This window comes from Collimonas silvisoli (genome assembly GCF_018305005.1).
GTDB lineage: Bacteria > Pseudomonadota > Gammaproteobacteria > Burkholderiales > Burkholderiaceae_D > Collimonas > Collimonas silvisoli.
In genome coordinates, this window is record NZ_JAGQEG010000033.1 from 40170 (window position 1) to 55931 (window position 15762).

The following is a 15762-nucleotide window of genomic DNA, read 5'->3' on the forward strand; positions in this document are numbered from 1 at the left end:
CCGATCGCACCCGGCCCACCAGCGGAAGATTTCCAGACTGCCCGCCGGGTTCCTCCCGCGGGCAGCATCACCTAAGCTTTAACACCCTTGCGTCGAGCGGTTCCAGTGAGACGCACCGGTGAACCCGAGATAGGGACGTTAGCCTTGATGACCAAGGTTCCGCTCGCGGTACCCGCCGCAGTCGGCGCGAACACTACATTGATCGTGCACCTGGCATGGGCGGCCAGGACCGCATGGCAGGAGCCGCCTGGCGTCGCCCGGGCGAACGGCCCGGTGAATGTCAGGCTGATGTCCTTCAGTGCGGCGTTTCCGGTGTTGTGCAGCATCAGGGTTCGCGACTCTCTGGTCATATTGATCCCAGCATTTTGGAACAGCGAGGAGATCGACGTTAATTTATCTTTTTCTTTATCGCCCACCGTATTTCGGAATAGCAATGCGACCGGCGTTGCGTTATTGAGCACTGCATTTCCGAACGCCAATGCGATCGGCGTTACATTTGCGATCGGGGCGGGCGCTACCGCCAACTCGACCGCGCCGATATCGTAGCCGCCGGCTTGCGGCCTTCTGGTGCCAAAGATGTCATATGGAGGCGCATTGACCCCGGTGGCGGTATTGATCGCCGGCGACCCCGCCGCAATGGAGTAGTTGCCAAGCGGCGCACCGTAGCCGGGAGCCCCGGATGCGACGGTCGTATTGGACAAAGACAGCGGTCCGTAGAACATATTGATCCACTGGTTGCCTTCATCCGGCGTTGCCGCAGGCATCAAGGTGAACAAGGGGTTGGGCAGGACCGCATCGGCGATGCCTGGAGGCACGGCGTAGCCGTTGCCGCCACCTTCCGGCGGCACCCGCGAACCGTTGCAGTACTGACTGACAACGCCTGGATTGGCGCCCAGGTTGTGTGCCCCCGGATAGTCGGCGGCGTCAGTCAGGATCGAGTACCGCGGGCTGAGCGCCAAGCCCGAGCCATGGTCGCTCGGCCCCCCGTCGCCAAAGGCGCCGATGTCCCAGTAGACCGCGTTAGGGTCGCAATAGCCCGTTTGATGGCCGGCCTGGTTCAAGGCCGGATTCAGCGTCACCAGGTTTTGCAAGCCCGGTATTGCTGGATTAGGGCCGCCAACGGTGATATAGAACGAGCGGTTCTGCCAGAACAGATTATTGGTCAGCACCGGGTTCGAGAAACACGCGCTCGGCACCGGGTTGGCAGAGCAATTAACGCCGGTCTGTGCCGCGATCAGGTTTGGCGTGTTGCGCGCCGTCTCCAGACCTGCCGGCTCATATTGCGAGGTGGTGGTCGGGCTGCAGGTCGTGTCCGCGCCAACTGTGGTGCAGTGCGGTGGGCCTACATTGGCCTGGGTGGCTGCGGCCGTGTTGAACAGTACTCCTGCCGAAGCAGTCGCGTCGTTGGAAACGATCGTGTTGTTGATGATGTTGACGCGCACCGCATCCTGCAGCGAGACGCCGCCTCCGGCCCAGCCGGCGACGTTATTCGCAATGATGTTGTTGGTGACGGTGACCTTATACCAGTCATTCGGCCTGTGAGGGCTGCGCTGGACGTCGGTGCCGTTGATGCTTTGCAGCCGCAGGCCGCCGCCTTTACCGCTTTCGGCGGTATTGCCGACGATCAGGTTACTGTCGATCATCAGCCCGGGCCCGGCGCCGTCGGCAAGCTCCGGCGCGCAGTCCATGTCGATCACCGAGTTCTCGCAGAAAGTACCGTCCGGGGGCACGCCTTGGGCGATGATGCCGCCGCCGTAGGTGGGCAAGGTCGGATTGTTGCTCTGGTTGAACAGGACCCAGTTATGCGAGATGTCGCCGTTATAGCTGAAGCCGAAGTGCGCGACACCGCCGCCGTCGCCGCTGCTCATGTTGCCGCACACCCAGTTGTAGTTGAAGCGGTAGTTATCGGCGCCCGAGCAGAAGGTGACGCCGCCGGCCGAGGACGGCGTGGTCGAGTTGATTTCGTCGCCGTAGGCAGCGTTCAACATGACCGCATTGTGATGCACGTTCACATGGGTGTTGTACTCGAACGGTAACTGGGTGATGCCATCCGCAGACATGGTCCCGGGCGGAACCTCCACCAGGCCAACGGTAATGCCGCCGGTGAGCGTTCCGGCATTGCCGAAGACCCGGTTGTTGGAGACTTCCGTATAGTGGTTCCAGCCGTGCAAGAAGATGCCGCCGCCGCCTTGAGAGCTATTGGTGAAAGTGATGCCATCGATGCGCGACGGGTTGCAGAAGAAGTCGCTTGGATAGTTGGTGCAATCCGCGTTGCTGGGAGGGAAAGTGAGCTGCGTGCAGACGGCGTCGTCAGTCGTGCCGAAGCAGTTGGGGTCGGCTTGCAGCACGCCGCCTACCAGCACGTCCCGTGCTCCTTTTGCCAGGACCGTGATGGCTGCGCCTTCATATGCGCCCAGCAGCGTGGGTTCTATCAGGAGCTCGCCCAGATTGCCGTTAAGGTTACTGTCCCAACTGATAACAGGCTCACCCGGTATCCCATCCACCTTGCGCTGCATGGTCGGCGCACAAGAGTATGTGCCGGTCGGGTCATAAGGGTTGCCCGATGAAATCACGCCACCGTTGAGTGACACGCCAAACAGACAGTCAACCTGGCGCCGCCAAGGATCCATCTTGCCCGAGGGGTGGGTGTTGGCGTTGACCGTCACGGAGGCAGCGCCTACGCCTTGCAGGCGGAGCGGCTTCCACATGAGCAGCATTTCGCTATAGGTGCCCGGGCCGACGATCAGCATGTCGCCTGGGGTAGCGTTGTCGATCGCGCTCTGGATAGCGTTACCCGCGGCATTTTCGCCATTGATGTAAGTCGGCGTGTTGCCGCCGATGGTCACGGTAACCGTGTCGATCGATTTCTTGCCGTTGCCGGCCGTGATCACCAGCTCGCCGCAAGTGGCCGGCAGCAGCGTGCCGCGTTGCTGGATCGGGCAGCTCGACTGCGCCGGGCTCAACAACGGCGCCAGCACCTTGATCTGCGTATCGCTCCATGAGGTCACCGTCGCATTGACGCCGCCAATCGTTACCGATCCGCTGCCCTGCGTTGCGCCGAAACCATAGTGGCGCGTGATGAACTTCTGGTTGTAGGGCGCCGTGGTGGCTGAAGGTCCGGAGTAGGCATGGTTCAGTACCGTGGCGTCACCGGTGTTATTGATCGTGTTGATCGTCAGTACGCTACCCGCCACTTTGACCCAGGGACCGGCGCCGCCGCCGGCAAGCGTATCGCCAGCCACTGTCGAAATGGCAGGTGTAGCGTCCGGATAGGCGCAGTCAGGCGGGTTGTAGCCTTCGGCGAAGGCCGAGACCGGCACCACCGGCGTATCCATGTACTGGGTCGATCCGGGCATGAACGGAATCTCGTAACAGAACTGGCTGTAGGCCGGATTGAACAAGGGGTCGAGCATGGTCTGGCCAGGGTGCGCCGGATCGGGGATCGGGCCTGGGTCGTTCATGCAGACGACCATCATGGTGGGGGCGTAGCCGGTTGGATTCGGCGGATTGACTTGCCAGGTCGAATAATTCAAGCCGTTGTAAATGCCCCACTGGTCGGAATACGTGCGGGATATTTCATTGCCGGCGAAATCCTTGAAGGAGATCGGCACGTTCGGAACCGCGAATTTCTCGCCGAACTGCGGCGAGTACGGATCGAATTCGGAAGAAAAATCGTCCAGCATGAAGCCAGTGTAGTGCGCTGCGACGTGGGCGGAACTGAACACCCAGAATTTCGCCAGCACCGTCATCTGGTTATCCAGCTGCACTTCCTTGCGGTCGCACAGGTGCCGCGAAGCCCCCGCGAACGGCGCTACTTCCTGTGCCCCCGGGAACAAGCTCATATAGTCGGGCACGATGCGCAGTGCGCCGACGCAGGGCCAGAAGGCTTCGACACTGCCGGTGTCGCCCTCATGCCGGGGGAAAGTAGTCGAGCCCAGATCCTGGGTCGGATTCTGCGCATTGTTCTGGTTATAGGAGGAATTCACCGCGGCCTGGTCGGGCACGATGAAGATGTTGCCGATGCCGGCGAACTGCTGCGTCACCGGTGCAATGTAGTTGTCGCCGATGAGGATGTTCTTGTCTTCCTCTTTCACCAGTTCATAGCCAGGCGGCACGATGATTTCCACCACGTACTTGCCAGCGGGCAGCATGACGGTGCCGTCACCGCTCGGATTGGCGACGCAAACGGTACAGTTGCTGGCGGTCGGCTTGCCGGTGGTTGTACTGGTGGCCGTCACGCTGGGGAAATGATACATCCCGTCGAAAGGCGCAGGCTGCAGCTGGTTGAAAGCATGCATGCCGTCATAGCACTTGAACTGGCCATTTGCTGGCAGGGCACGGTGCGACGGATCGAGCCACTGGGTCGTGCCCTTCAAGGTAAAGAAGAAGGGATCGGTGCTTTCCTGGCCCGGACAGTTCATATTGGGCACGCCGTCCGAGCGGAAACCCTGGGCCCAATCGTCCCAGCTGCTGGTCTGGGTGGTATCGACCAGCGTCAAGGTAGCGCTGCCGTCCGGGGCCGTGTTCTTCTGATACAGGTTGACGGTCACGTTCGGCACGTTCGGCGTCCACTTGGTGTGGATCAGCAACGTGGGATCGTCGAATGGCCGGGTCGAGGCGTAAATCACCTCGCCTTTGATGCCGCCGTTCTCAGTCGGCGCGAACGGCGTCTTGCCGAACTCGATGAATGCGCTCTGGCCGGAGAAGCCTTGCCAGCCGACCGTGGTCACCGACGGCGGCTGGATGCTGCCGGTGGACGGATTGGCGGCACTGCTGCCGGGGCCGTTCTGGATCGAAAAGCCGGTGCAGTCCGCATTGTCGCAATACACCGCACCCGGTACCCGTTGCGCTACAGGGAGATGGGCCGTGGCCGATTCCAGCGTGTTGGCAAAGTTCGCGGCGATGGTCGAGGCGCCGCCGCCAGGGGTGCCGTCCGGCGGGCCGCCGGCGTCATACACCGTGTGCACGCCGGTCTGTTTGAAGCGCGTCGTGTCGGCTTCCACCACATACCAGTTAAACAAGGGGAACACTTCGTTGAACGGCACATAGCCGTTGAGGTCCGTGGTGCCGAAATTGGAAATGCTGCCATCGCGGAAGCGGACGATGGTCGGCACCAGCCCCAGTCCGGGCTCGTCAGCTTGGGACACGCCGTCGCCGTTGAGGTCGATGAAGGTCCGGGTGTAGAGATTGGTGTGCCATTGCAGCACCGGCAGATCGCCGACGTCTTTCACCTGATTCCCCGTCAGTTGCACCGCCGTCGCCAGGCCGTCGACGATCTGGTCGTTCCATTGGTCAAGCACGGTCAGCCTGAAGGTGCCGTTGGGGATACCGCTGAAGCTGAACTTGCCGTCGGCGTCGCACTTGGTGAAGGCAATATCCTCGCCGTCCGGATCGCCCAGGCTGACATAGCACTGGGTGAAGCTCAAGGAGCTGCGCGAGCCGCTGCCGTAAAGATGTTCGTTAGGCGGACGGCTGTAGTGCAGATTGGTGATCCTGCCCGTGACCGAATTGGTGCACGAGATGCCGCTGCCGGATGGGGCGGCGTCGCACATCCCGGTTGCCTGCGCATTGGTGCGGCGGTCATTGATGATTTTCGGATTGGCGAAGCCGATGACGACGTGGAAGCCGGCCGGGCCGAACTCCTGGAAGTAGGCTGGCCCGCCTATCTTGATGAAAGCGTCATGGGATTTTTGTCCGTCCAGCGTGTTGGTCTGGTGCCACTCCTCTCCCCGGGCGATACGATCGGCTGCCGGCGTGGCGACCACAGCGTATTTGCCGGGCATCAGGTTGGCAATGATGGCCTGCCCGACCAGGGGCGAGAAGGTCTTGCCATCCGACTCGTATTTCGGACAAGTTGGAATCATGCCGACCAGTCCGTCGGTCGACGCTGAAATCGGGCAGGCATTGAGTCCGGTGGAGGGATCGATCATTCCCTGCAGGGAGTTGGATAGCGGCATGTTGAACATGTCGTAGCTCATCTGTCCGGTCGGGTCGCCGGTGGCGCCGGCATCGTCCCAAAGCTTGATCTCAAACCCTCCCAATCCGGGCTCGCGGGCTGTCCCGAAGGCAGCGGTGGCGATGCCGCCGCTGACGTCGAATTCACCATTCAGAGGGGCGTCATCCTCGAACACAAACACCGAGATCTTGGCAGTCTGCATCGGCGTTTGCGGCACCAGCACGTTGACCGTTTTCATGGCGGGTGCGATCGGTGCGCCGCTCATGCTGTGGCCGCAGGCTCCGCTTCCAGGTGCAAAATCCGCGCCGCCAGGGCCTGAAGAGCAATCCAGAGCGATGCTGAATTGTCGCTGCGGCCCGGTCGGGTTGCTTGGATCGACCGGTTTCGGAGCGCCTGCACCGCTACTGAATGAGTTACCGGCGTCGCCCGGCAAAATCGAGATGTAGTAATGCTTGGCCGGGTCTAGAGCGACCTGGCTGGGGTCGACTGCGACCTGTTGCACAGCGGTGGTACGGCAAGTGCCGTTGCCGATGTCGCACACGGCTGGCACGTGCGCATTGCTGACCGGGTCGAACACCGTCTGCCCTGCCTCGCAAGCGACTTTGCCGACACAGCCGGAAGCCACTACCGGCATGTAGCTGACATGGAAACTGGCGCCGAGGCTAGGCACCGGCATGGGCGGGCAAGTGGCCGGCCGCGTGGCGGAGTTCACCTGGCATGCGGGGTCGATCTGGAAGGTGCGGTCTTCCTCGATGATCCAGCGGTAGTCGTTGAGCTGAACCGGAGTCGTCGTCTTCACGCTGGGCGCGTCAAATACTTTGACGACCAGGCCGCTGCCGCCCTTGAATGTCACAGTCACGGTGGCCGGAGCCGAACTGGTGTTCTGCGAATTGATTGCTGTGTATTGGAATGACACCGTCGCGGTAGAGGCGCCGCTGGGGACGGTCGCCGGCGCCGCGTTGAAAGAGCCGTCCGGGTTCAGGGTCACAGTGCCGCCGACGACATTGGTGGCGGCGGAGGCATGCAAGGGATGTCCGCCGGGATCCTTATCGTTGCCCAGCACGCCGGGCGGGCTGATCTGCAGCCGCGAGGCGACGTAGCTGGTGTAACTGTCGTTGTTGGCAATCGGCGCGCCGCTCAGGCAGCCGGAGGCGGCGGTACAGGCGGCCAGGGTCACTTGCGCCGTGATCGCCGGGTTGCCGTTCGCCATATAGGTAAAGCTGTCGGAGACGGTGCCGGCATTCGGCACATAGGTAAACGTGCCGTCCGGATTCAAGGTGAGCACGCCGCCGGCAGGCGGCGTCGCCACCTTGACGCCGTAGACCCGGATGTCGTTGGCGATCACGCCTTTGGCAGGATCCGAGACGGTCAGGGTATTGCCAGGGACCAGGAAGTAATTGTCAGGATTGGCAATCGCATTCTGGGTGCCGGCCGCCACCGGCAGCGCGCCGCCGTTGACGCTGACATAGGCCAGCATGCCGCCGTCGCGCTGATTGTTGGTGGACAGGCTGAGCTGGCGGTCGAACACGGGCAGCGCCAGGCCCCCCGCAGCCGGGGCATTCATCATCACATCGTAGGTCTTGCCGGCGGCCATGAATACTTCGCTCTGGACCCTGTGCATGCCGGGCAACGGATTGCCGTCTTCAGCGATGAGCGAGAAGCCGGAAACTGCCGGGTTGCCGGTTTGCGCGCCGACCACAGCAGGCACATGCATGCGCAGGCCGGCGTTGACGAAACGCAGCAAAACCTGGCCGGTAGCGGCAGGAGCGACAATCGAAATGGCGGACCTGGTTTCGTTGCCGCGGTCAAAGCTGACGCCATTGATCAGGTAGTAGCGCGGATCGTAATTCACGGCTGGCGGATAGCAGGTGTGAAAAGTCGGCGAGGCCGGATTGCCGCAGCCGCCGGGCTGGCCCGACCATACCGCTGTCTCGCTGAAGCCGGTAGTCGCTACTGCCGTCGCCACAGCGGTGTTTTGCGCAGCGTCGATTTCGCTCAGCAGCAGCGGCACATCGGCATCGTAGCCGATACCGGGATACGCCTGGGCCTGGGCAGGACCGTTGGCAGGAGTCCTTACCACCAGCACGCCGTACAGGCCCATCGGTCCCTGAATCGAAGGATGCGTGCCCGACTCGATCAGGTAGGTGCCGGGTTTGAGGTTATTCCAGGTCATGGACTGGGTCATGCCGTACGCTACTTCGGTAGCGAACGACTGCACCCGGGGCCCTTGGGCCGGCGGCGTGAACTTTGCTGGCGGGGTTAACACCGCGTTAGCGACGGGCCAGGTGGTCGCAGTCTTCGCCGAATGCGTAGGGCTTGGCGTGCTGGTTGCGGTACTTCCCAGGCCGCCGCCCAGCTGCCCTACGATCACCAGCGAAGTCGGCACGCTGGCCGGCAGGCTATTGGTGAGATTGATGGTCAGGGCTCCCGGCGGCACGGTAATCACCACCGGCGACCAGGCTGCCCCGGCGTTCGGGTTAGCGGCAGCGCAAGTGGCAGGCGCCACCGCAACTGCGCTGCAGGCGTAACCCCACATCGGCACCAGTTGTCCATCCGGGAGCGTGGCGTTGGCGGCCCGCGCCGTCAGATTGACGCTCTGTGCGAAGGCCCCGCCACTCGCCATGACTAACATCGATGCCGCTAGTCCTGCCTTGACCAAGCCTGACAGCATGGCTTTGACCTGATTGGTTCTCATCGCATTTCTCCTGCTTCTAATTGGCTTCGTTTATCAAGAAAGCCTGCGGATCCACGAGCATCATCATCATCATGCCGCCCGGGAAGATATTGCTGGTAGTGATCTCGCGTTCATTGTGCGAGTGCCACATGAAGGCAAAGCCTGCTTCGCTCTTCGACGGGTTAGCCTGCGTGTTGTTGGGCGGAATAGAACTCGCGGGGCCGACAGCGCGGGCGGTCGCATCCGGCCCGAGATAAGGACTGCCGCCATACCAAAAACCGTCGGTCAGGATGTTCGCATCGGGCAGCGTCACCGGGCCGCCGCTGCCGACCGCCCCGAACGCATGCGCCTCCAGCGGCTTGTCGTGATCCTGGCACCACTCGTAGTAGTTAGGCGCGAGCGGATCCGCCGTGTAATAACCGTTGGCGTCCGGAATGCAGACCACCGGCTTGCCGAGGTAAGCCGGGAATGCCTGGTCGGTGTACAGCGCGCCGGCGGTATGGCCGTAGACGTCCCAGTTCAGCCCTCTGCCGGTCCAGTAGAAGATGCCGTCCATCGCCAGGCCCGGCGTGGTGGTGGTGGTGAACAGCAGCGGTCCGGCCGGCTTGGTCGGATCGGTCTGGCTGAGCAGCAGGTTGCCGTCGCGGGCGAGAATGCGGACGTGGTTGCCGTGCTCGTGGAACGGATGCTGCCAGCGGCCGTTGCCGATCACCCGCAACAGCACCAGCTCGCCGGGATGCATGTGCGGATTGCCGTTGTACGGCTGGTGCGGGTACTGCACCGCGTAGTTCGGATCCATGTCGTCAGGCATGGAGCGGCCGTTGATCAGGAAATAGGCTGGGTGGTAGGGCTCGGTCTCGACCACCATGCAACCGGTGGACTGGGCGCACGCCACGCCAGCCTGCTGCTGCGCCTGGGAGTGGATGCGCGGATCCATCTCGGCGAACTGGAACAGGTACTCGCGGTCGTAGCAGCTGGCGCTGTGGTTGTAAGCCGCTGCGGCGTTGCGGTAGTCGGGCTGGCCGTCCGGCAATGTCGCGGCGACGGCGCGGCAACCGGCCGGCACTGCGGTCGGCAACACGATGATCGCGCCGTACAGTCCCATCTCGATCTGCAGGTCGCTCTGGGTGCCGCTGTAGTAGCTATGGGTACCCGCCGTGCTAGCGATGAAGCTGTAGGTGACCGAACCGCCGTGCGCCGCTTCCCGCGTCAGCAGGCCAGGTACGCCGGTTGGCGTGGCGGGGCAAGATCCGTCCGGGTTCATGACGGCGGTGCAGACATTGAATCCGGGGAACAGGATCGAGGTATTGCCTGCCGCGGCCGGCAGGTTGTTGGTAAGTACCAGCGTCACCCTGTCGCCCTGGTGAACGATCAGGGTCGGCCCCGGCACCTGCATGCTCGGGCAGGCCGCCCCCGGCATCCCTGCCGGCGAAAAGCCGGACGGCGCCGTGCTGCAGCCGTAGCCCCAGGAATAGACGTTCATGCCGTCGGGCTGGCTGATAGTGCTGTCCGCCGCATTCAGATTGAATGTCGTCCCCGTGATGCCCGGAGCGGCGGCTTGCACCGCCGGCGGACAGAGCAGCAAGAGCAGCAAGGGCAGCAAAAACGGCGCGGCGAGCCGCGCAAACTTCGCGCTCCGATGGTTGTCGATTATGTGGCTCACGGCTGTTCTCCTAGACGCAGGACTTGGTGGTCGGGTTCACGCTGTTGCAGATGTGGACCTCAGTCATCAAGCCGCCGAAATTCTCGGCATCGTTCGACAGGTGATCAAGGTTCGGCGTGTACAGGTAATACACCGCGCCGACCGGGTGGTTGACGGTGTCGCTGGCGTCCAGGATGACGTCGATCGACTCGCCGCCGCCGAGCGTGATCGAGTTGGTGTTATAGGTCAGGTCGTTGCCGGACAAGTCGCGCAGCAAGCGTGCGTTGAAACCGATCACGTGCATCGGGATGCCAAGCGAGGCCAGCGTCTGGAACTCGGTAACGTCGAGATCCGAGATTCTGAGCAAGGCCTTGCCGCCAAGCGGAATATTGATGATGGTCGGCAGCGGCTGCGAAAAATGCTGCGTGCCGTCCGACACTTCGGTCGACATCGGGCCTGGCGTCACGGTGTCCGGGTAGCTGCGCCCGTTCAGCAGGAAGTGCTTGTCCTTCATGTCGGTAAACGCCTCTGGATTGAAGGTCATGCCGACGAAGTGGAAGTTGGGATCGAAACCGTGGATCTGTACCGGATACTCGACGTCATAGGCGGTCGAACCGTCGCCGTCGTTGTAGGCGTACAGTGTCGGCGTGCCAGATTTGTTGTTGAGATGCGTGGTTGTATTAACCGGCGGCAGCGGCGCCGGGCACAGGATGTCGCCAGCGCACCTGGTGCGCGCATCACCCTGTTGCGCCAGCAAGCCGGCATACAGCGTGCCGCTGGCCACCCGATTCTGGCGCGGCCGCACATAGATCTGGCCTACCATGCCCATCTGCAGGTGTTCCGGCGGCGTGATGTGGCAATGCCAGAAATAGGTGCCCGCTTCCGGCGCCAGGTAGTAATAAGTGAAACTGGCGCCGATATTGATGGCGACCGAAGCGTCCGGCACACCGTCATAGAACGAGGAGGCGTTCGGATAACCGTGGAAGTGCACGGTGTGCTTCTCGAACAGGTCGGGACGCATGATCATGCCGACGTTGGTCAGGGTCAGATAGAATTCGTCATCCTCGTCGATCGCCATGGTCGGCGCCGGGATGTTGCCGTTCATGACGCCGATATCCATGATCGGCCGCGGATCGACATGGCCGGTAATCTGACCGGCGGGAATCGAATCCGGATCAGGGGTGAGGCCGACCGCGCCGTTGAAGGTCGGATCGCCGACCGGATCGCCGATTGTGTTGAACACCGACGCCGGCTGCGTACCCGGCATGCCGTTCCTGATGTCGGCCAGGCCGGACAAGGGACCGAAAGAGAACATATAGGTCTGATTGCCGTCGCCCATCGTGGAGTAACCGTCGCCACCCGAAATCTGCTGGCATTTGATGGCGCCGCTGACACCCGCCGTGGCGACGGCAGGATGGAGCACCGTGCTGGTCGGGCATTGCACCCGGAACGACTGGGCGTATACCGGCGATGCAAAGAATACCAATAGCAGCGCGTACAAGCCGCGGCTAAATAACTGTGTGCTGAACATATGACCTCCATCATGTTCCGCCAGCGCCATGCGCTCGGAACCTCGCCGTTTACTTCATCTACAACCGTGGTCGCCGACTCCCATTTTTCTGTCCAACCCAGCGCCATCCCAATATCATTGCGCTCCGTGCTGCGGCGCCATGACTTCATCAATTCGACTGCATGCCGTTGGTCCCCCCGCGCATCACCACCGAATGGAGCTTCCAGCGAACCTCCACCGTGGTGCCGCTGCCGGGTGCGGATTTGATCGCAAAAAAACCGCCGGTAGACTCCGCCCGCTCGCGCATGCTGCGCAAGCCGATACCCTGCTGGTTGACCGGCCCGCCTGCAAATTGCTTGGCGTCGAAGCCGATACCGTTGTCGCGAATGCCCAGGATCAGGTTGCCGTGATCGCTCAGCATCGAGACCGCGACCGTTGAGGCGCAGGCGTGCTTGGCGGCATTGTTCATCGCCTCCTGGACGATGCGGAAGATTTCCGACTTGAGATGCGCTGGAATCTCCGCTTCCTCGACGTTCAGATGGCGTTCCAGCTTTATGTTGTCGTAGGCATCCTCGTATTTGCGGCAATGCCCTTCTATGGTCGGAATCAAACCCAGATCATCGAGCGTGCTGGGCCGCAGCTCGCTGGAAAGGCGCCTGACGTCATCCATCGCGTCGCGCAGGCGCTGCACGGTCTCGTCGAGAATGTGCCCGCCCTCCTGCACCTTGCCCTGTTTCAGCCTGCGCGAGGCGTCTTCGACCATGAACTTGATCATCGCCAGCACCTGTCCGATACCGTCGTGCAATTCCGACGAAACACGTTTCAGCTCGACCTCATGGGCGACAATCAGGCGATTGGCAAAATGCTGAAGTTCCAGTTCGGAGTGCTGCAGCGTATGCGACGAAGCCTGGCGCTTGGCTTTTTCTGTCAGGACCAGCAAGATAGAACGCGTCGCGCCGTCGCCATGATCGATCGGAACCGGCACCACAAACACCGCACTCTTGCGGCCGCTGCGGCCATGCAAAACCAGGTCGAATGGCTCGAACACGCCGCTGCTTTGACTGAGCAGATTGCTGAGGGCGCTGCCGCCGTCCACAACCAGCCGCATCAGCATCGTGCCTAGCAGTTCCGCCACTTTGAACCCGAGCATCTCGGCAGCGCTGTCATTGATGCTGGAAATGACGCCCAAGTTATCGACGACAAGCGACGAAATCCCGAACAAGTCCGTGAGCTCGCCGAATTGCGGCTCCGACAATTCGATCTCGCTGCGCATTTTCCGCATCACGCCAAGCACCTGCTGCAATTTCAACATAGCCGTACTCCCTCTAGGCTTTTCTTATTTGAGCGCCTCCTGCCGACCCGCGGACGTCTACCATCGAAGCCGCGGCGCCAGGAAGCGAGGCTGGAGTGCCGATTGATGAATGCGATGATGAATAGAGGTTGAGACGGCGCTTCGGATCACGCCAAGCGAGACAGCGCTGCCGATCAGAGCGTCAGCACGCGGATGGGTGCGGCACAATTCAGCCACAGATAACCAAGACGTATTTACACGACGATAGGCCAGCATGCCAGCTCTCCCTGTGGAATGCCTGTTCCGTTCGGACTTTTTATGGCATTCGCTCATACCTACCACTTTGATTCATCCGGCACTAGCCGTCATTGGATGAACACCCGCAGAATCCGGTAGGGTATGTCCGACTAAAATTTAGTTTAGGCGAACAATCGTTAGGTCGATATGACCTGAAAAAAATATATCCAGCGCGGCGATGCTGCGTATTTGCAAGCGCGGCTAAAAGCCGCAGTGAATGCGCCGGCCCTGCCGCCGGTTTGCAATGCCGCCTTTATCTGTAATTCGCCAGCACTTTTGGAACATATTTCTGCGTCTCGCTGTAATTCGGAATCCGGTAACCGGCGCGGATCACAGCTTGCTCACCGGCGTTATAGCCGGCCAGCGCGAGCTTTATATCGCCTTGAAATAATTTAAGCAGCCACTGGATGTATTCGGCACCGGCACGAATGTTTTCTCGCGGATTGAATGCATTTGAAACACCAAACCGGCGGGCAGTTGCAGGCGTCAACTGCATTAACCCGCGCGCCCCCTTCGGAGATAAGGCGCGTGGGTTATAACCTGATTCGACCTGGATCATGGCGTGCAGCAGATTAGGGTCAAGGCCATGCTGACGCGCAGCATCCTCCACCATGTTTTTGAAAGCCTTGGGAATTGCAGAAATATTTTCGATCGGTGCAGCGGCAGAATCGACTGCCGCGTTGCCTGCCTCTGAAGGCGATATCAATAACTCCGTCGCCTCAGGGCTGCTGAAATTAGACAGAATAACTGCCCCCCCTGCGCTCACGCCGGTATACACCTGGGCGCATGCCGTATCCGGCGCGATTAACAGCGCCGCCCAGCACAGCAGAAAAACGGGTGATGGTATTTTATTTTTCATCTTTGCCCCCCCATAGCAAAGATATAAGCTAAAACCCCAAGCAAAGAACTTGATGCAAACCCCTATTCAGGCATGGGTACTATTACCACCTATTACCCTCTTCTTTGGAGTAGTTAATGAGAACCATTTCAAAATATTGCTTAATATTGCATCCGTTGAGAATATCGATTCCTATCTAACATCCTTAATATCCGATAAACATATTTAAATAAAAATAAATCAATAATTAATATCCTGAAATTGAAATATTATAAATATTAATTAGCAATCATAAGAAATTAATTACTCACATGAAATTGAAATATTCAAATATCAGATAATAATCAAGCAATAATAGTTTCTATAAAAAAACTCATCAAGTTAATAGCCGAAATTAATTTGAACTAAATCGCGCTATACTCTTCAAAATTTTTCGGCACGTGCTTATCTTCATTCCGTGCCGGCAATTTTGTTCTTGAGCCAATATATTTCCACGCTCAGTTTTTTGATGAATCCCCCTAGTGAATAGGCCCTGTTAGCCCGGGTATTTCACTATTCTTAAAAGGAGATCGAATGCCTCAATTCCCATTTGATGGAATTAACAACTATTCGCAACAGTTTTAAATTCGCAATATTAATTATCGTCTTTTCTTGAGAAGTTAGAAAAACACCACTTTATACTTTGTAAGAATTTGTAAAAATAAAGAGGGACTCTCAAACTATTATTTTCACAATTTAAATAAGGATTCCCAATGGAATTATTTCGCCTGAGTATCGTTTATCTTCACCTTATCGCTTGTTGTGTCGCTATCGGTCTTGTTCTCACCAGTGACATCGCCATGGTCAATCAACTCATTAAAGGCGACACTGCAGAAAAGCAGGAAGCTGCTCATTTGAACTCCCTTAAAAAGACGGTTTCCCTGGCACTCGTTGCGTTATGGATAACCGGGTTTGCAATCGTTTGGCTTGACGTCTCTGCCAAAGGATTTACGTATTTTGCCAATCCCAAGATGCAGGCTAAACTGACCATCGTGGCGCTGTTGACGCTTAACGGCTTCGTTCTCCACAGTGCGGTGATGCCAGCCATGGAAAAGGCGGGTTCGCTGCTGCAGATGGCGTTCAACCAGCGCATGCTGGCAATTTTCGCCGGAGCAGTGTCGGCAGTATCCTGGTTTTACGCCGCAATGCTGGGTGTCGGCCGTCCACTGGCCTGGAAATACTCGCTGGTGCAATTGCTGGCCGCCTACCCGGCCCTGATCGTCGCAGGATTTGCTGCGATGGTAACGCTCACAGTGTGGTCCAGATACCGCAGCGAACTGGATTTCACCCAGTTTGCCGAGGCACACTCCGCAGAGATGAAGTAATTTAATCTGCATGCAGGGCGCAAAAGAACAAGCGCCCTGCAACGGCGAACCGATTTCTGGCCTGTGTCCAGTCCTAAAATAGGTTGACAGGTTTTATTGCAACACAAACGCTCGATGCACCGCATCGGGCGTTTTGTATTTCAGGGCCGTATGCGGCCGTTCCCGGTTGTAGATCCGAACGGATTGCGCC

General features: G+C 59.6%; 7 protein-coding genes. 1 reads left to right on the forward strand and 6 read right to left on the reverse strand.

Annotation, left to right across the window (positions count from 1 at the left end; genetic code table 11):
• Window positions 1-71 precede the first annotated feature (71 nt).
• The 5 genes from KHU33_RS11260 to KHU33_RS11280 form a co-directional block, all read right to left on the reverse strand.
• Window positions 72-8651 (reverse strand): Ig-like domain-containing protein, encoded by an 8580-nt coding sequence (locus tag KHU33_RS11260; protein ID WP_211462945.1) that lies wholly within the window; start codon window positions 8649-8651, stop codon window positions 72-74.
• Window positions 8652-8667: 16 nt separating this feature from the next.
• Entirely contained in the window at window positions 8668-10293 is a 1626-nt protein-coding gene (locus KHU33_RS11265) for a multicopper oxidase domain-containing protein (RefSeq protein WP_211462946.1), read from the reverse strand.
• Window positions 10294-10303: 10 nt separating this feature from the next.
• A complete protein-coding gene (locus KHU33_RS11270) occupies window positions 10304-11803 on the reverse strand; it encodes a multicopper oxidase domain-containing protein (protein WP_211462947.1) in 1500 nt (499 codons plus the stop codon).
• A gap of 148 nt (window positions 11804-11951) precedes the next feature.
• The gene (locus KHU33_RS11275; RefSeq protein WP_211462948.1) at window positions 11952-13094 is read right to left on the reverse strand and encodes a sensor histidine kinase; all 1143 of its coding nucleotides are present in this window, start codon (window positions 13092-13094) and stop codon (window positions 11952-11954) included.
• Window positions 13095-13623: 529 nt separating this feature from the next.
• On the reverse strand, window positions 13624-14229 hold the full coding sequence (locus tag KHU33_RS11280; protein WP_211462949.1) for a lytic transglycosylase domain-containing protein: 606 nt from the start codon (window positions 14227-14229) through the stop codon (window positions 13624-13626).
• A gap of 731 nt (window positions 14230-14960) precedes the next feature.
• On the opposite strand from KHU33_RS11280, the gene KHU33_RS11285 reads away from it, so the two are divergent.
• Window positions 14961-15572, forward strand: a complete 612-nt coding sequence (locus KHU33_RS11285) for a hypothetical protein (RefSeq protein ID WP_211462950.1) — start codon at window positions 14961-14963, stop codon at window positions 15570-15572.
• 93 nt (window positions 15573-15665) lie between these two features.
• On the opposite strand, the gene KHU33_RS11290 is transcribed toward KHU33_RS11285, so the two are convergent.
• The coding region (locus tag KHU33_RS11290; RefSeq protein ID WP_211462952.1) for an integrase core domain-containing protein at window positions 15666-15762 on the reverse strand (97 nt) is incomplete at its 5' end.

What these genes read in the sequence shown, in the direction of transcription:
- KHU33_RS11280 (WP_211462949.1), bottom strand. Translation starts at nt 14,229, where the DNA reads ATGAAAAATAAAATACCATCACCCGTTTTTCTGCTGTGCTGGGCGGCG.
- KHU33_RS11270 (WP_211462947.1), bottom strand. Translation starts at nt 11,803, where the DNA reads ATGTTCAGCACACAGTTATTTAGCCGCGGCTTGTACGCGCTGCTATTG.
- KHU33_RS11260 (WP_211462945.1), bottom strand. Translation starts at nt 8,651, where the DNA reads ATGAGAACCAATCAGGTCAAAGCCATGCTGTCAGGCTTGGTCAAGGCA.
- KHU33_RS11275 (WP_211462948.1), bottom strand. Translation starts at nt 13,094, where the DNA reads ATGTTGAAATTGCAGCAGGTGCTTGGCGTGATGCGGAAAATGCGCAGC.
- KHU33_RS11285 (WP_211462950.1), top strand. Translation starts at nt 14,961, where the DNA reads ATGGAATTATTTCGCCTGAGTATCGTTTATCTTCACCTTATCGCTTGT.